The sequence below is a fragment of the Algimonas arctica genome (genome assembly GCF_014652695.1).
GTDB lineage: Bacteria > Pseudomonadota > Alphaproteobacteria > Caulobacterales > Maricaulaceae > Litorimonas > Litorimonas arctica.
Genome location: NZ_BMZH01000024.1, coordinates 1 through 17,478, shown reverse-complemented (window position 1 = coordinate 17,478; position 17,478 = coordinate 1). Strand labels below are relative to the sequence as shown.

Sequence of the window (17,478 nt, the reverse complement as noted above, 5' to 3'; positions counted from 1 at the left end):
GTTGTTTTAGTCTGTCTCATGCTTCACTCCATAAGGATGGAGGTGAGCAAAGTCTCTCTTAGCCCAGGCTCAAATCTGTGCCATGAGCGCTGACGTCAGACAGATTCTGCTGACGCTGCGGCTTTATCTGGCGCTGCGCTATTTACTCGGGATTTAGAGACCAACAATCCCGAAGAGGAAATTAAACAAAAAGTATCGAAATTAGTGAGAGAGCTCGTTAACGGTCCAAATGATAATACATTTGCTGGCTATGAGAGTACGATCGTTGTCGACTCGAATTCAGAAACTGTCTCTGTCGCGTTGGCCGTCGACTTTCCAGCCATGTTCGCAATAGTTTTTCAGGAGAAAGATTTGTCTGTTTCGGCGAATGCTGTTGCTACAGTCGTGCGTCAAACCGATAATGGCTGCCTATATATATTAGACCCAGAGTCCACGAATTCGCTTATGACGACGGGACGATCTACAATAGTGGCGACCGGATGCGTCATAAATGTCCATTCAACCGCATCTCCCGCCGTTAGTGCGACGGGCAACAGCGGGATGATCGCTCAAAGTTATTGCGTTGCAGGCGATACTTACGGGTCAGCTATTCAAGGAGAAATCACTACACAGTGTAGAGTGAATCCCGATCCCTATGCAAGTTTGACAATCCCGAAAGGTGGAGATTGTGACTATAATTTCCTTAGAGTTAAAGGCGATAGAACTCTAAATCCTGGTGTATATTGCGGTGGGATTTTCGTAAATTCGCAAAGTAAAGTCACGTTAAATCCGGGGGTTTATTTTATTCGCGATGGTAAATTTGAAATAGAAGGTCGCGCCATCGTTCACGTAGAACAGTCCACTTTGGTCCTAGAGGGAGATGGTAGAATCGAACGCACGGGACAAGGTGAATTATTTATGTCGCCATCAACATCCGGCCCGCTAGAAGGTTTTTCAATCGTTCAATCCCGTTTTGCACCCGTTGATTTGCAGTCCCGCATCGCTGGAGGTGGCGTCGTTGAAATATCGGGGGCTGTATACACTCCCCTTATGAATTTCACATTGGCAGGCAATTCCGCCACGTCAGTAGACGCGCCGCGCTACAGCTATTTTGTCGCCAATCGGTTAGTAACAGCGGGCACTGCCGATATACTTTTTGAAAAAGGGACTGACCCTGGAAATACAGGTCCGGAAGACACTGTCAGGCTCGTGAATTGAGTCTGCCCTTTAACCGAAAGCTTCTTTATAAAATTTTTTCAATCCATTTTCAGTTTTCATCACTATTTCTCGTCAAGTTAAACAGGTGCGCGCCTTCGAGTTCGAGAAAGAAAAGAGCAGCGGCCTATAGTTTGAATTTTGCCATCGTCCGCTAAGCCCCATGGCGGACGTCCTGCGTAGATCTTAAATTCGCCCTCAGACGCGACGGTACGAGACGGCTTGAGTGGAATCCGCATTGGGTTTTGAGTGCAAGGCAACCTAATTTGGATATCAAGCTTAGTTTGAGGAAGTCCCCGGGCCATACCGAGGTGACAAGTCGGTGACAGCGGACCTCTTGCAAAATGGTGACAACCAGTCCCAATTGCAGACTCGCAGCCGCAAAGGACTGTTTTATATATCGAAAATTGTGAGGGAACTGGTGGAGCCTAGGGGAGTCGAACCCCTGACTTTTCATTTCCATTTGCGTATATAGGCAAGATGTGTTTATGTCAGCGCGATCTTGGGGGCGAAATCAAATGAATAATATACTTAAATCCACACTAATTATCTGCGCGTTACCGCTATTGGCGTTGCCTGCAAATGCGGCGGAGATTGATCCTGACAGTATTGAATTTGGCGCTGAGGTCCAAAGTTATCCATTTGGCGATTTTTGTTTCGCGAAAATTACATTCGAAGCCCGTGCTGATACCGACGACGACGAATATGGCTATGGCCGAGATAACTTTTTCTTTGCCATAGACGACCCTGAGGGAAATCAGGATGGTGATCCCAGTTTTGATGTCAATCGTTATGATGCCTTCACGACATTCGAATACCAACTACCAATTTATCTTGTCGGACCGTACACACTTCAATTTTTTGATGTTGTTGTTTCATATAGCAAAGGACGCGACGATCCGATTTCTGAGGCCATTGAATTTCCTCGTGATGTCCTACTCGCGGCAGGCGGGATATGTGCGGAAAGGGCAAATTACGCATCTAACACAGCACCGATCGCGCATGCCGGGGATGACGTCACGGGCGCTATTCCTAACAAGTTGATTTATCTGGACGGGTCACTTTCGAGTGACGAAGACTTAGATGATTTGACTTTCAATTGGCGACAAGTCAGCGGCCCAGCCGTCGATTTATTTGATTCTGATACCGATCGCCCGTACTTTTTTTATCCACCTGGGCGCGCTAGTCAGGTGATAAAGTTCGAAATGACCGTTTATGATGGAACCGATAGTTCGGAGCCGGATATGGTTGAGGTCATTCATAATGGGCGTTCCAACGGAAAAGCCAAAGGACGCAATAAGTAGCAACGTCTTTAGGCGTTGTTTCGTGACCAGAGGGCGAAGTCCACTTAATCGGCTTGGCCGATTTTTGATTAGGCCGCATACGATGATGGTCCTTGAACGATCACGATTAAGATTTCTGAAAACGATGTACTCTCGTTCAATCGTAAAGTGGGGTTCACTAAACGCTTACCTTGACCGCGACGTGACGTCCAAAAGGCCCCTTGGCTGTCCCCGGGCCATAGCTAGGTGACAAGCCGGTGACAGCAGACCTCTTGCAAAACGGTGACAACCAGTCCTGATTGCAGTCGATCAGGTCCAAGGGCCTGTTTTATATATCGAAAATTGTGAGGGAACTGGTGGAGCCTAGGGGAGTCGAACCCCTGACCTCTTGCATGCCATGGCCGAAATTGGGTTGTTAGGAAAATGAGGCAAATTGAAGGGGGTGATGCAGGTTGCACCAAATTCAAGGTTTGGGTGGTCAGAGGTAACCGAAGTGAAAGTTCTACTTTGGTCGGATTTCATGAAATTAGGTGAAATAGGGACCCGGTGACAAGGCGGTGACAAAAGTTCGAAGTATCCACTTTATGGACTATGCCGTTGCCATATCATTACAATATTCATCATTCAGGTTTTATTCGGAATAAATAAATATTGGGCGCGCTCCTATAGCCATTACTGTTCATCTCCTCTGTTGAACCGCTTACGGCGATTGTATTATCAGGGTTCAAAACTAATTCATTAGGCTTGAAGTGACCGCCGCCAAAGGGAAACCATTCCGTAAACTGAAAATCTTCGTCAAGGACGATCAAAGCGGACCGGTGATCTCTCAGACCGGTCGACGGTGATTCAATGCCCATTGCCTTCCAAACCCCTACGTAACCGCCAGATGGGAGGGGTTTCAACCCGGATACCTCAGTATTCATCGGGAGAACAATTGGGGCGTCAAGCCGATGTTCTTTTAAAATTTCACCCTCGGGACTAATCAGGGCAAACCCAGAGCGTGCCCGGTCAAATTTCAACCCTTCTATGGTCAGCCTACCAAAGAATCGAATCGCGAAACTCCCGTCATCGTTAGCAACCGCATCGCTTATGCTGTGCCCTGTGTTCAGGTTTAGTATTATGTTCCAACGCGTTCCGCCAGCACTATCCAACAACCTTATTATAGGCTTCTCCCTTGATGTTGGGCTCTTTTTTGGATTTGTTAAGATTCCGGCGAGTAAAATATTCCCGCCTGCATCTTCGGCAATATCGCGATAGGTCGTACTGCTGATTCCGTCCGGATGCGATAAATGTTGTGACCACAAAGTTTTACCTTTGGCATCTAATTTTGCAACCATTGTGAGACGTTTATTTTTACTGTCTGGGCCGATAACCAAAAAACTTCCATCCTTGAGGCCAAAGACCTTGCTGTAGTTCCAATGTATCTCGAGTCCCTCATAGGATTGTTTCCAATCATAACCCTTCTTCGCACTATATTTGGCTATGATTCGTTTGTTCTTGTCACTCGCGATTCCCAACACGCCGCCTTGACCGTCTCCGCCAACATCGTTGAGAGCTAACCGACGTTTATATGACACTGTGCTATCGTTGATAACTTGGCCGTTCGTCCCTATTTCTAGGATTCGATGTGCCCAATCATTTCGTCCCGCATCCTGTGACTGGAACAACGTAAATGATGGTCCCCTATTGGTAAAAAGCTGACCCCATTTCTGCAATCGTATGTTTTTGACAAGAGCGAAGCGAGCGTTGCCTGCAATTTCGGCATTTAACATTCGTGCAGTATCTTCAATGATCGGTGCAAACTCTTCGTACAGTTCGGAACTTGGCTCGAGGCTTATGAAATGTTCCGCTGTCGCCGTCGCGCCAATATAGTCCTGTCGAAAATAACGGGCCCGAAGAATCACCGACAGAATTCTAGGGTTGGGAGCTTCTAGATAGGCAATCGCTTTTTCCGCTAACTCTTCTGCGCGGTCATATTGAGAAAATTTCAAGGCGGCTTCTGCGTCAACATAGGCCGCCCTTGCGATGTCAGAAACAGTTTGCGCGCTGCTGTTTAGCGACCAAGCTAAGCCGAAAATGATGCAAAGAAATCCGGGAAAATAAAGTCTCATGCTAAGTCCTGATTGCATTATACTGCGGGTAATGCCGTGTTTGATACGATCGATGGAGATGTGAAACCACTGCCAAAATTCCAAAAATTTAGCGAGGTCTGAATAAATATAAGTCAGTTAGTTGTGGAGCGGTCGAGGTACTGGCGGTGACCGTTGACCCTACTATAGCGATAGTGCCGTCCTTATTTGTTGAAATACCTTGGCCATAGAAGGCGCTTTCCGGCAGGTTGAGTTGTGCGGTTCTCCTGAGTTGCTCGTTAAACAGTTCAACGGTGGTTACGCGCAATTGTAAACGATTAGAAGTGGAACGGGTCGAGATCGTTTTCAAAATCGCAAAACCGCCATTGGGCAATCTGGCCATCCCTCGGTATTCGGCACGGCTGGGGTGTAATTTATCGTGGACTTGCTCCAAAATAATCCTTCCCTCAGGCCCTAGTTCTTGCAGTCTCAACTCTGGACTTCGAGACAAAACCGTGAGGCCACCATATTTATTGGAGAGCGCAAATATCGGGAAAGCATATCTATCGGGCGGACCGATAAACCGTGTCCACAAACTTTTCCCCGTGAAGTCAATTTTTCTTATCCAAATTTTTGTTGGGATTCCGGCTTTCGGCTTTGTTGACCCCATCTGAAATATAGTGCCCTCTGGCAGTCCAACATAATGGACGTATCCAGTCCCGTTTCCTGTAACTTCGCTATAGGTTTGACGCCACATCTCCTTTCCGCGGTCGCTAAATCGTCTCAAATCATACCCGGCGGGATTGCGTGTTTTTCCGACCACAAGCACGCCTGCGTCCGGCAGAGAAATTATTTTATCCGATGCATATCCCCCTGTTGTGTCCTTTAGCCTTTTACTCCAGAGCGTCTTGCCCTTCGCGTTTGCGCGAACGAGATTTTTGTCTTTAGCGAATGATTTTCCCGCCAGCGCCGTCAGGCTCCCATCGCCGCCGAGGCCTGTCGTCTGCCAATTAAAATACCGAGTTTTAAGTGTTATGTTGTCTAAGATGGCACCCGACGCGTCGACTCTTACAAGTTCCTCCCGGACCTCATCCCCATATTTATTGAGGGCGAGCGAAAATGACCCATCAAAATTACTGGCAATTTGAGGTTCGCTTTTCCCGCCGACCCTAACTGTTATGGGGGCGCCGTAGAGGTCTTCGCCATTTTTACTGAAGTCATGGTACTGATAAATTTTGTCCACGAGCGGGCTGAATTGTACGCGCAAGTCAGAGGATAAATCATATTCCATGAATTGTTGAGCTGCGGCATAGGCGTTTTCATAATTGTGCCGTTCCCATTGCGCCCGCATGAGGATCGAAATTAACCGTGCGTTGGTCGCCCCGAGTGCGTCGACCGCCCTCTTGGCCATGACTTCTGCGCGGTCATAGTCTTTCATTTTGAGAGACGCCTCCGCCTCGATATAATAATTTCGTGCCGTGGCTTGTTCAGTTGATTGCGCATGGGCGACATTAAAGGTCGTTGTAATTGACAGAATAAACGCCAATCTAAATGACTTGAACACCTTCGTATAAATGATCATCTGTTTCTGAGCCTCTCGATGCTGTCATAAACTTGCTAATCTCTTGCATTTTACTATACAAGTTGTGGAGTGATTAATTTGCGGGGAGCCCATCATGTTCAAATCGGTTTTGGTCTCGTTGGCAGCCTCGACGCTATTTTGCACTGTCGCGAAAGCTCAAGACATGCCCCTCGAACAGGGCGATGACTTCTGGAACAGCTGGAATGAAAGCGAAATTAAGGACGAGTTATCCGTCGCCGTTAATCGCGAAAAAGCTATTGCCCAATCGGAAAGAGATCGCCGCGCTGCCGAGGCATCGGCTCGCGAAAGAGTCCTCATTCTTGAATATGAAGAACGTAGACGGCGGGAGATCAGCGCCGCGAAAGCAAAACGTGCAAAAAAGCTTGAGGCTAGAAGGAAGTTAAATGAAGCCATGAATATAATGACAGATCAACTCAATCAACAAACTAACAGGATAAGAGCTGAGCAGGATAGAGAACGCAGATTGCAAAATGCCGAAGCGCTTCGCCGGGCCACTGCGGCGGTAGAATCTCGCAAGCTCGAACGGGCTAGGGAGGACCTCGATCGCGTTCGCGCGGAAGCACGCGCAAGCAATCGCAGCAACAGTTCATCGTCTTCAGGGAGTATGACGATCCGGTCGACCAACCAGGATGAGATCGACAGGCGCGTTCAGAGAGAGAATGATGCACGCATGCGCGAAGCTCAGCGCGAACGGGATGAAGTACTCCAGGCTGCTGCGGACCGCAGACGGGAACAACAACGGGCTGACGAGGAAAAACGACAAGAGCAGGACAGAGTGCGACGAGAACAAGAGGAAGGCGCCTGTGCGGGTAGGGGAGGTGTGAGACCTCGAAATCCCGATGCTGCCGTATTCGTTGAACACCTTCAATGCAACGACGATTGATCGACTTTGGTTGAAGAAATTGGCTGTCCAACTTTATTAGAATATTCAATCGTCCTTCGATAGTGGTGTGACCCATGTTGGTGTAAGGATGTTCGCTTTGCCCACAGTACGACATACCGATGTCGCCATCACTGGCGTCACACTGTCACGAGCCGGTCGAAATGTGACGGTGTGACGGCGGTGACTGCAGGTGCCGTAGATGGACGGGGCTACATGATACACCAGTTATGGATTAGCAATGAATGAGACCGCCAAAACTACTCCTACAGAATCTTAACTTCCGTTGACCGGTGAAGAAATGTGGTCACATTTGGAGACTCAGTTGAATAATTGCCGCGACACATCAGCTGCCGCTAAAAACCACCTTACTCTTTTTGGGTCACACCCGCTATCGCGTAAGTGCTTACCGTCAGCGCTGCTAAGAGAAGAACGGCGGCCCCCGCATAAAAAATATACGCTTTACCGATACCATCAAAAATGTAGCCGCCCGCAAGCGGTCCTAAAGTGGCACCTATGCCTGTGGCGAGTGCCCCCATACCAAAGGTTCTGCCCGCAGCTTCCGGATCAGCGATATCACCAAGCCAAGCATTTTTGCTCAAGTCGACAAGCACGCTGCCAATCGCCGCTCCGGTAAACGCGCCAATCAACCAAATAAATGAACCGATATGCGGAACACTTGCATATAGGATCGCAGCAATAACAAATCCTGCGCTAACGACCAAAGCCCGGTTTAAATCGCTAACCCATCTGCCAAGTATGCCCGGAAATACCGCATAGGCGATACCCATAGGTAAGAAAACCGCCGCAAGCGCTTGGAGCTCAAGCCCTAGACGCCCGCGTAAATAAATAAGGTAATAAGGCTGGATGATCGCGCTAGCAAAAGCGGCAAGAAAAATTGCCGCGAGGAGGCCATAATATCTAGGTGGAAATTTAAACTTTACTTTGGGCTTCCCTTTTGTGCCAACAGGTAAAGTTTCCGGAATATAGCGCACTGCAAAAACAACAGCAAAACCCGCGACCACCCCATAAAACGCGAATGAATATTGCCAGGCATAAACGGGCAAAAATCCGACCAAAGAGAACCCAATAAATGCTCCGAGCATGCCGCCGCGCGATTGGCTTGCGATATTACCGCCCATTGCTTCGGCCCGGTTCTTTTGCTGCGTCAAATCAGCGGTAATTGTTTCGGTCGTAATGGATAAAATGGCAAATCCAATCCCGTGGAACGCGCGAGCAAAGTAAAGCCCATTGACGGTATCACCCACCGCATAGAGCGAATTTGAGAGTAGATAAAAAACCATGGCCGCAATAAAGAATGAGCGGCGCCCAATACGGTCAAGGCCAATCCCAACCAGTGGCCGCAAGACCAATAAGGCGATTGTGAAAATTGAAAACAAAATGCCAATTTCGACCCCGCTGGCCCCTAAATCCTCAGCTCGCAGTGGCAGGCCAAATAGAATGAAAACCATCGGCATGTAGATTAGAAAAAGACTTCGCCGTAATATTTTCAGTTCATGGTTCAACGCGATTTTCCTTAATGACGATCCATACTAGCGTTAACCTCAGAAGGATGCAGTAAAGTTTCATATTTTGAGCGTTTGAACTTCATTTGCGCAAGAATAAGCGTATTGATAAGCCGTTTTTTTAGTAGGACTTGTATTATTCTGTCTAAAAGGCTGCGGCTGCTATATCCCCACAGCACGATATATCGATGTCGCCGTCACCGCCGTCACCGCCGTCACCGCCGTCACACCGTCACCCGCAACTCGAAATGCGATGACGTCATCGCAGGGCGATCATTGTCGGGCTTGTTCTGGCCGTTCTGGTCGTTCGGGTATCCCGGCGAGGGTCTCCTATGATGGGGCGATGCCCCGGCAGATCTCCGAGAGATATAGAACGGCCAGAACGGCCAGAACGGGGTCGGTAAGGTGGCGCGCGTCTGGTTCTTTGGAGCCCCTTGCCGATACTAGCACTATCTACGGCAATGCGACTTCGCGCGGTAATGGGTCCCTGGTTCACCCCCTCATATTACCATGCTGGCCCCTATGGGGGAGGGTCGCCGGGTCCAGGTGGCCCGCCTGCAAGGCGGGTCGCGCCGTGGGTTCTGTCGGCCCGGGGGCATCGTTCCGCAGGGCTGCCGGAACCGAACTCTTGCTCCGTCACCAAGGCATTATCCCGACCCCCCGATATGCGCGAAACCCCCACTCCTTCACGTCTCGACTATTCGCAATATGCTCGGAGAATACCTCGGACCGTTCCGACCCCTGCCGATCATGGCCCTTTGTCACTCATGTGTCACCGCGCCGCATATTCGGAACACCCTCGAATAATTGTGGCCGAATATTCCGGATGTTTTTCTTCTCCTGTCATCCAACAGGAGCCAGATCATGACCCGAAGACCCAACCCACCCAAAGTCACCTTGGGCACGTGGAACCGCCAAAAAAAGCGCTTCCATACCGTCAATTGGCGGTGCCCCGAGACCGGGAAGAAGCGCCGCCTGTCGTTCAAGACCAAGCACGAGGCTGAAGCCAAGCAGGAGGAGGTCCTCGCGAGCTTGGCCGGGGAGCGCTATTTTAATCCTAACATCAATCCCAGTGTCGCTGAGGTGGCCGCCCATTGGCTCGACGCCAAACGCGGCTCCGTAAAAGCCCAGACGATCAAAGGCTATCAACCGCTGCTCAAGATCATCAATGGGCCCCTGCTGCAAGGGACGCCGCAAGAACGGGCCCACCATGCTTTGACGGGCGAGAAGCCCGGCCGCGATACCAAGCTGCTGCTCATGTTGGGTGAGCACAAAATATCCGCGCTGACGACAGCCCAGCTCCGGCAGTGGCATAACCTCGTCCGCAAGGAAGTCGGGGCCCACACGGCGAACCGCTGCATGTCGATGCTGCGGTCCATTTTCTCCATGGCCGAGGAAGACTTCGGCGTCCGGGTTTGTAAAACGCCGACCAATCTGGCTCGGCGTAAATCCAAGCCCAAGAAGGACATCCTGACTGCCGAGGAGGTGGCCCAGCTCATTGATTATGCCGAGACCGACTTTGATCGGGGCATCTATTACGTCTTCCCCTTCCTCACAGGCGTTCGCATCTCAGAGCAGCTGGGTCTTCTGTGGAGCGACGTCGACCTAGAGGCGGGCGTCATCCACATCCGGCGCGTGCTGGAACGGGATGGGACATTGACCGACCGCACCAAAACGGAAGCCGGGACGCGCGAAATCCCCATCTCGAAGACGCTGCGGCAGTTTCTATTGCAATGGAAGCTGATTTGCCCCCGGCTTGATGGCTCGCTTTACCGGGTGTTCCCGGGTCGCGGGGTCAAGCGCGCATGGCCGCACATGTCGCGCGAAGGCGGCGGCGGGCCGCTGCTCTATGCGAACTTCCGGCAACGATATTGGAAGCCCGCGTTCAGCCGGGCCGGGGTGCGTTATGTTACCCACCATTCCGCCCGCCATGCCTTCGTGTCCAACCTCCAAGCGCAGGGCGTTGAGGTCGGGCTGGTGGCCAAGATGACAGGTCATTCCAATCCCATGGTGACCCTGGGTTATTACACTCAAGCCACGCGCGGCGGGGAGGCGGCAATCGCAAAGCTCGATGCGGCCTACCGTGTAGGGAGCACAGGGACATGATTAAGCTGATCCTGATGGTCATCGTCATCCCAATCATGCTGGAACACTTCTGCGGCTAGAGGCCGGAGCGGGCGCGGGAGGGGCGCGGGAGGGGCATCGCGCCGCCGCCGCTATGGTCATCGCCCAGCATAGGCTCACCGCGCCCCCGTGTACCCGGGACGGGACGCCGCCGCGCACAGGTAGGCCCCCTCTATGCGCGCGCGTCGCCGAGCTCGCCCGAGAGAGGCTGACCCTACTCTCTGCACGCTCATTGAGGCATCGCTCACCGGGTCTCGAGGGGTAGTGTGTGCTGGTGGAATAGTTCAGATTAACGCCGCCCGGAGAAGGATCTCTGCCACGGGGTCACGGGGACCCAAAGAATGAGATTTTCATACCTCAAGACGCCTTAGTATTTGTGCCTTGAGAGTTGAAACTCAATTTCATTAGGTGTCATTTCCGCGACAGTCTTTGCGTTAAACCTGATTTGCAATAGTCGCCTCAATCTTATTAGCCTCCCTACATTATGCTTGTCTTTGGCGTTGTCGGCAGCAAGCTCTCTATTTATATAGTCCATTAAAGTTGTTTCAGAGCCGAGTGGCGATAGTTCAATCACGTTAGGATCAATCGGGAAAGTGATCGGGTTTGCAAAGAAAAATTCAACAAGTGCATCTTGATAAACGTGCAATTCGACAGCTCTTTTGAACAAGTGTTGTTTGGGGTATATGCCACTAGTTGCAGGGCAAACCATGCGAGAAGAATATCGATTGAATATTACCGCAATTTGTTCTTCAAGACGTTCATCATCAGCATTGAGGTCAAAAGAAAACAAGACTATGCCCCGAAGCCTTTCGGCAATATTCACGGAGTCCGTATTTCTGCCTTGATGCAAGGCGGTGCACATCCGTTCTTTCATATGAACTACATTGGTTATTATACCTCCTTCAAGCAGTTGTTCTGGAGGAATTTCTATTGGATCAGAATTTAAATTTTGAGTTTGTGCAAGCGCTAGATTAGGACTTAAAAGGAAAAATATACTTAGAAGAACATTCATTATTTTCATCGTAATATCACCTCACCTGCGATCGATTTTTGTATTATTCTCGCAAATTAACGAGTGAGTTTTTTTAAACTGTGGAACCGTTCAAGTCGTTCTTCAAGTTCCTGGGGAGACATTTCGTGCACACGTTTGCCATCAAATCTCATCACAATGAGTCGACGCAGTCGGGTAAGTTGACCAGCGTTATAGAGTCTTCGTAGTTCAGGAGTCGTCAAAAGTTCATCGAGATAATCTAAAACAGTAGTCGGTTTCCCGTCTTTTCCTATTTCGACTACGTTTATATCAACGGGAAACTCGATATTATCTCTCAAAAAATATCCAGGAAGCACACGTCGATGAACACCCAAGTCAATAATGCGTTTATACAAATGCTTTTGATCGAATAGGTTCGATGTTGATGGGCATATCATTCCAGGCACGTAATGGTTCCAAAACTCGACTAACTTCATCTGACTATCAACACCATCAGGGTCGATGTCAGAATATTCAAATAGAATAGATTCAAGAGCTTCGTTTATGTCATAGGCCTCTTCATTCCTGAGAAAATGCGTCGCCAGGCACATTCTTAGTCTCATGGGGTTAAACTCTTCAACAGTGAGTGCCTTGATGCCACTGGTTGAAGATGCGGATGTGCTTGGGTGTGACTGGGGTGCATTACCTTGTGCTTGAGAGCTTCCAAGCGTGGCCAGGAAAAGGATGGCTATCACCCCAATTACGCTTCTCATGCCCGCATCCTCTCCAAAATAGATTTCGGAATACGTCTTAGGTGTATCCCGCAGGCATTGACAGCGTAAAACGTCTTAGCTGTGTTTTTGGGCTTAGGTCAGCTTTGTCAGCGCCTAGGGAGAGATTTGAGCCCGTGTTCAAATTATATTGATCTTATGACGTCAGACATGAGTGATACGACCGTTGAGTGTGGGTTACGGCCGTTTTGATAAACGGTCTCACACTGGCTTTCGCAACCCATTTCTATAAGTATGCGATAAGTATCCCCAAGAGGGAGTATATCATTCCAAGTGAAATGAAATGTTTCTCGCATCCGGATTTTGAGAGATTATTTCGTCAAAAAATTACTGTCGTGAGAAACACGTCGATCAATGGGTCTAGAGCTAAACGTGAATTTCAAATCGTGTATTGGCGGTCATTTACTGGCGAACGCACTATAAAGGGCAATGTCTTTGAAAAAATAGATGCGCCCTAACAAGACACTTCTAAGTGGACTTCGGAGAAGGTATCACATTAAGCTAGGAGGGTGCTCACTGGCGGGTAGTTGAAGGTTGGATATGTCGAGAAAGTTTAAGAGCCTGTGTCTTGTTTTAATAGCTTTGACTATGCTTTCATTTAGTGGTTACGCTTCAGAGAGTACCGACGCTGGCGTCTATAACTTTGATTTGTCTGATCAAGAAATTACCGCTCTTAGCAATGAACTGTGTATGGTTCTTGCTAGAATGCCGACAGCATCCTCAAACTTTGTTGGGGCAAAAGAAATCGAAAAAAGATTATTGCGGTATTTCAAGGTCGATGTCACTGCGCCCGACTATAAATTGAAAATTGCGCAACACTGGAACTATTATAGCACTAGTATGATCTGCGGAGCGACAAACGGCACCTACCCAACGCAGCATATATACAAAAGGGCGCTCGCGATGAATTTTCATACGCCCATTCTAGATGAGTACTTTTTCGCGGACGAAATCGCTTTCCCGATCGACCCTAATACGATTGAAATTCAAGGTGACGGATCTTACTCGACAGTCCTAGATTATATAGACGCTATGCTGTCGAGGCCTGATGCCTCAACGACGTATAATATAGGTCAGGTAGCAGGACTTGGGGAGATTATTGTCGATTTCTTCGGGGGAAAGCGAGTGAGTGAAATGAGTGCTCAAGAGATAAGGACAAGGACTGATGGCTTGGTTAAATGAGACCGGCTAGAAGAGTTCAATACACGTAATCCGTTTGAACACCCTTGGAAAGTTGTTTCATGAAACCCACTGTGGCCATTTTTGCAATCTTACTCACCGGGCTAACCTCTTCATTTGCGCGGGCGCAATCGACGCCAGGGTGGGGGCGTGACGTTCCTTACCCTGACCCCCCACCGGGAATAGTCGCTTTGACCCAACAACAAGCGGACAGCGTGAAAGATAGGGTTTGCACCGCTCTTCATCAGTCGGGAAATACTGAAAATTTTTCGATATCTGAAACGGTTGAAGGAATTATATTTTTTTATATGGGTATTAAAGGTGATACACCAGGAAATAGAAAATTGTTAGCTGAATCCTGGAACTTTTATGCCCCAATGTTTGTATGTCAGGCGACATCAGGTATTTACCCGACACAACACGTATACAAACGCGCAATTGAACTTAGTGTCTACGATGAATTCATCGTAGATTGGCTACTCTCAGACCCTGAAGGGTTTCTGATCGACATTAGTGTCGTTGAAATAGCCCTCGATGGAACCGGTAGTACATTACTGGATTATATCGATATGATCCAAGCCCGTTCTGACGCAAAAGAAATTTATGATTTAGGTCAATTAATCCGCCTCAGACGCATCGTTGAAAGTCGGTTCAATGGAAAACGGCTTCACGAAATGGGGCCCTGCGAACGCGAGCGGAGAATGTCGAGAGTAATCAGGGACGCTTATCTCCCTTCGGTTGAAGACTGTGTTCCTCTAAGTTCAGGAAGACCTTGAGCGGGCCTCTTGATATCATTCACAACTTTTGTGGCAAAAGAAAGCGTTTGCCGTGACGATGCTCAGATGCGGTGTGTGAAGGCGGCGTAAAATCCTAATCCAAGTCAGCATGCACAATCGGGCGCAAGCCGATTATTCATCGTCACCAAACTTAATATAGTTACAAACAAGGAAGGGAAAAGAAGATGGTTTTGACACTATGGAGAAAATCCGGCCAACCTGAGGTTATGGTAAGCTTATTTGTTTTTGCTGCCTTGATTTTTTTGTTCCCTATGAACGTGCAAGCTCAAGCTGATAGTGAAAGGAACCCTTTTTCCGAAAGCTCAGAACACGATTTTAAGAGCCTCAGCGAGCAGGAAAGAGACAATATGAGAAATAGGATATGTCTCGCTCTCAACGTTGCACGAACTGACGAGCAAATGTCCTTGTCTGATACAATAGACACGTTGATCTCTGAGCACGGGGAGTTTGATGAAACAGCTCAAAATCATGATCTCAAAAAAGCCAATTTTTGGAATGCTTATTCACCAAGCATGTCTTGTCCACCAACTGCAGGGCTATATCCTCAACAACACGTTTTCAAGAGAGCTATCCTGATGGCGGTCTATAGTGAGGCTTTGAATCAATACTTTTTGGCAGATAGTAAAAAATTTCCGATAGATATGAATGTTATAGAGGTCGAAGCTGATGGAACTCCAACCACTGTTTTAGATTTCATAGATTATATTCTCGCCAGAGAGGAAGCTCGCGAAGCATTCAATGTTGGTCAAATTATTAGGCTCCGAAGAACAATTGAAGTAAGATTCGATGGCAAACGTGCTATCGATATGGACCGACAAGAGCTTGAAAAACGACTGCAGCAATTCCAGGATCTAAATCCTTCAAGGGGCTAGTCTCTCACGAACGATTGCGTGGTCAGTTTTCATAATTGGCCGCAACAGACCCTAATCATAACAGATATCTATGACGAAAATATCAGATCCGTTCCAGAAAGCGCCTTGGGCGAGATGAGAGGGGGGCAGTATTGCGTTTCATTTGTGTTTGGACACCTTGCGTTTCAAAACATCAAGATTCGGTGTGTCTCATTTATTTTTTGGGGCGGGGCGATGCCGTTTGCCGGGGTTGGAATACCAAGGTTCGTTTAGGAGCGTGTCCCAGGGGCATAGCCAGGTGACAAGCCGGTGACAGCGGACCTCTTGCAAAATGGTGACAACCAGTCCCGATTGCAGACGAGCAGGCCCAAGGGCCTGTTTTATATATCGAAAATTGTGAAGGAACTGGTGGAGCCTAGGGGAGTCGAACCCCTGACCTCTTGCATGCCATGGACGAAATTGGGTTGTTAGGAAAATGAAGCAAACTGAAGGGGAGTGAAGCAGGGTGCACCAAAATCAACGTCGACGGAGGCTGGGGAATTGGGGGCGCAATGTCGAATTTGGTTCAGCTTCCTGAAACTAGGTGAAACAGGGACCCGGTGACAAGGCGGTGACAAAACTCATAACATCCATAATCGTACGTTAGAGAAATGATAATGACAGCTAAGGTCATCATCCCGTTCGATACGATGTCATTTTCTTGAAATTTACGACCACCATAAATTTCACCTTTGAGGAGTCTGAAAACCTCTCACCGTCTTAAGTTGATAATGGTTTTGACACCACTCCCTCCTCCGCCCACTGTTGTGAAATCAAGGGGGCGCCATGTTAAGATCGACTGAAAATAATGACTTCAGAAACCTATTCGGGGTCCGAAGTTTCAAAAAATTTCTCTACGCCACCGCTGGGGCGGCCTTGATGCTCCCCTTAGCCGCGCATGCCGATCCTTTGGCCTATGTCGTTAATGGTGCCACACAAAACATCTCTGTCATTGACGCCGCGACGAACACGGTTGTCGAAACCATTGCAGGGGTCGGGGCAACCACTTCGGTTGCGATCGACTTCACACAAGATGGTAGTATTGCTTACATCGCTAACTTTTCTGATAACACTGTCTCAGTGCTCGACGTTGCCACCAGCACAATTATTACAACTATTCCTGTGGGCTTAAATCCGTCTGACGTTGAGTTTACGCCTAATGACAGTTTCGCCTATGTTTCCAACCGCGGATCAGAGAATGTTTCGGTGATCGAGACCGCAACAAACAGCGTGGTCGCGACTGTTGGCGCTGGAACTGGCCCTTTTGGCGTCGAGATTACACCGGACGGCAATTTCGCCTATGTGCCTAATGTTAATTCTAGCGATATCACGGTCATAGATACTTCGACGAACAATGTCGTCGCAACGATTGATGTTGGGGGTAGACCAAGGCATCTAGCGTTCACGTCCGACAGCAGTTTAGCCTATGCACCCAGCGCTGACACAAACAAAGTCTTCGTGATAGATACTGCGACCAATACGATTGTCAGAACTATTACGGTGGGTGTAAGCCCAAGAGATATTGCAATAACACCGGATGGCAATTTCGCTTATGTTCTGAATACGCGTGGCAATAGTGTTTCTGTGATTGATATGGCATCTAACACCGTTACCGCAACGATATCAGGCGTGCCAATACCCTTTGGTCTCTCGCTCACCCCAAATGGCAGCTCCCTCTATGTAAGCAACATATTTTCGGACTTTGTTACCGTAATTAATACTGCGTCCAATACCGTCACAACAACGGTTGCTGTCGGGGGGGAACCTCGAGACATTGCCTTCAGGCCTGAGGCCGCGAATGAAAAGCCCACCGCCGCTGCTGGGGTTGATCAGGCTATTCGCGCGGGGGATACTGTAAACCTCGACGGCAGCGCATCGTTTGATGACAACACAGACTCGGCGGCGCTCGCCTATAGCTGGAGTTTCGCTTCGCAACCGACGGGCAGTACCGCGACGATAACGGATGCCATGACAGCCACACCGAGCTTTGTCGCTGATCTGGCTGGCACCTATGATGTTTCACTGGTCGTGACGGATGAGGCCGGTTTGAATAGTGACGCTGATAGCGTGAGCGTCAGCAGCGACAATCTCGCGCCGACCGCGATTGCGGGAGAGGGACAACTCGTCATCCTCGGCTCAAACGTCTATTTGGACGGCTCCGGCAGTAACGAC

13 protein-coding genes are annotated in these 17,478 nt (G+C 48.9%); 8 read left to right on the top strand and 5 right to left on the bottom strand.

Annotated elements, in window-relative coordinates; translation table 11 throughout:
• Positions 1-204: 204 nt before the first annotated feature.
• Together IE105_RS14795 and IE105_RS14790 are read left to right on the top strand one after the other, a co-directional pair.
• Positions 205-1,197 (top strand): hypothetical protein, encoded by a 993-nt coding sequence (locus tag IE105_RS14795; RefSeq protein WP_189499668.1) that lies wholly within the window; start codon positions 205-207, stop codon positions 1,195-1,197.
• Positions 1,198-1,712: 515 nt separating this feature from the next.
• On the top strand, positions 1,713-2,498 hold the full coding sequence (locus IE105_RS14790) for a PKD domain-containing protein (protein WP_189499667.1): 786 nt from the start codon (positions 1,713-1,715) through the stop codon (positions 2,496-2,498).
• A 599-nt stretch (positions 2,499-3,097) separates the two neighbouring features.
• Here the strand turns inward: IE105_RS14790 and IE105_RS14785 are convergent.
• Positions 3,098-4,588 carry a hypothetical protein gene (locus IE105_RS14785; RefSeq protein ID WP_189499666.1) on the bottom strand — a complete coding sequence of 497 codons (1,491 nt, stop codon included), beginning with the start codon at positions 4,586-4,588 and terminating at the stop codon, positions 3,098-3,100.
• 88 nt (positions 4,589-4,676) lie between these two features.
• Positions 4,677-5,984: a hypothetical protein gene (locus IE105_RS14780; RefSeq protein ID WP_189499665.1), complete on the bottom strand. Its 1,308-nt coding sequence runs from the start codon at positions 5,982-5,984 to the stop codon at positions 4,677-4,679.
• Positions 5,985-6,222: 238 nt separating this feature from the next.
• Between IE105_RS14780 and IE105_RS14775 the strand changes: the two genes are divergently transcribed.
• The gene (locus tag IE105_RS14775; protein ID WP_189499664.1) at positions 6,223-7,032 is read left to right on the top strand and encodes a hypothetical protein; all 810 of its coding nucleotides are present in this window, start codon (positions 6,223-6,225) and stop codon (positions 7,030-7,032) included.
• Between the two features lie 365 nt (positions 7,033-7,397).
• Here IE105_RS14775 and IE105_RS14770 read toward each other — a convergent pair whose 3' ends face one another.
• A complete protein-coding gene (locus IE105_RS14770) occupies positions 7,398-8,555 on the bottom strand; it encodes an MFS transporter (protein ID WP_189499663.1) in 1,158 nt (385 codons plus the stop codon).
• A gap of 864 nt (positions 8,556-9,419) precedes the next feature.
• On the opposite strand from IE105_RS14770, the gene IE105_RS14765 reads away from it, so the two are divergent.
• Positions 9,420-10,661, top strand: coding sequence for a tyrosine-type recombinase/integrase (locus IE105_RS14765; protein WP_189499662.1), 1,242 nt, complete (start codon positions 9,420-9,422; stop codon positions 10,659-10,661).
• A 385-nt stretch (positions 10,662-11,046) separates the two neighbouring features.
• Here IE105_RS14765 and IE105_RS14760 read toward each other — a convergent pair whose 3' ends face one another.
• Together IE105_RS14760 and IE105_RS14755 are read right to left on the bottom strand one after the other, a co-directional pair.
• On the bottom strand, positions 11,047-11,700 hold the full coding sequence (locus IE105_RS14760; RefSeq protein ID WP_189499661.1) for a hypothetical protein: 654 nt from the start codon (positions 11,698-11,700) through the stop codon (positions 11,047-11,049).
• 47 nt (positions 11,701-11,747) lie between these two features.
• A complete protein-coding gene (locus IE105_RS14755) occupies positions 11,748-12,422 on the bottom strand; it encodes a hypothetical protein (protein WP_189499660.1) in 675 nt (224 codons plus the stop codon).
• 606 nt (positions 12,423-13,028) lie between these two features.
• Here IE105_RS14755 and IE105_RS14750 point away from each other — a divergent pair.
• From IE105_RS14750 to IE105_RS14735, 4 genes are all read left to right on the top strand, one after another.
• Entirely contained in the window at positions 13,029-13,622 is a 594-nt protein-coding gene (locus tag IE105_RS14750; RefSeq protein WP_189499659.1) for a hypothetical protein, read from the top strand.
• A 59-nt stretch (positions 13,623-13,681) separates the two neighbouring features.
• The gene (locus IE105_RS14745; protein WP_189499658.1) at positions 13,682-14,395 is read left to right on the top strand and encodes a hypothetical protein; all 714 of its coding nucleotides are present in this window, start codon (positions 13,682-13,684) and stop codon (positions 14,393-14,395) included.
• Positions 14,396-14,580: 185 nt separating this feature from the next.
• Positions 14,581-15,288 carry a hypothetical protein gene (locus IE105_RS14740; protein WP_189499657.1) on the top strand — a complete coding sequence of 236 codons (708 nt, stop codon included), beginning with the start codon at positions 14,581-14,583 and terminating at the stop codon, positions 15,286-15,288.
• 804 nt (positions 15,289-16,092) lie between these two features.
• On the top strand, positions 16,093-17,478 hold a 1,386-nt coding region (locus tag IE105_RS14735; RefSeq protein ID WP_189499656.1), incomplete at its 3' end, for a YVTN family beta-propeller repeat protein.

Coding starts and splice junctions, on each gene's coding strand:
- IE105_RS14765 (WP_189499662.1), top strand. CDS start 9,420: ATGACCCGAAGACCCAACCCACCCAAAGTCACCTTGGGCACGTGGAAC.
- IE105_RS14790 (WP_189499667.1), top strand. CDS start 1,713: ATGAATAATATACTTAAATCCACACTAATTATCTGCGCGTTACCGCTA.
- IE105_RS14785 (WP_189499666.1), bottom strand. CDS start 4,588: ATGAGACTTTATTTTCCCGGATTTCTTTGCATCATTTTCGGCTTAGCT.
- IE105_RS14740 (WP_189499657.1), top strand. CDS start 14,581: ATGGTTTTGACACTATGGAGAAAATCCGGCCAACCTGAGGTTATGGTA.
- IE105_RS14745 (WP_189499658.1), top strand. CDS start 13,682: ATGAAACCCACTGTGGCCATTTTTGCAATCTTACTCACCGGGCTAACC.
- IE105_RS14775 (WP_189499664.1), top strand. CDS start 6,223: ATGTTCAAATCGGTTTTGGTCTCGTTGGCAGCCTCGACGCTATTTTGC.
- IE105_RS14780 (WP_189499665.1), bottom strand. CDS start 5,984: ATGAAAGACTATGACCGCGCAGAAGTCATGGCCAAGAGGGCGGTCGAC.
- IE105_RS14760 (WP_189499661.1), bottom strand. CDS start 11,700: ATGAAAATAATGAATGTTCTTCTAAGTATATTTTTCCTTTTAAGTCCT.
- IE105_RS14750 (WP_189499659.1), top strand. CDS start 13,029: ATGCTTTCATTTAGTGGTTACGCTTCAGAGAGTACCGACGCTGGCGTC.
- IE105_RS14755 (WP_189499660.1), bottom strand. CDS start 12,422: ATGAGAAGCGTAATTGGGGTGATAGCCATCCTTTTCCTGGCCACGCTT.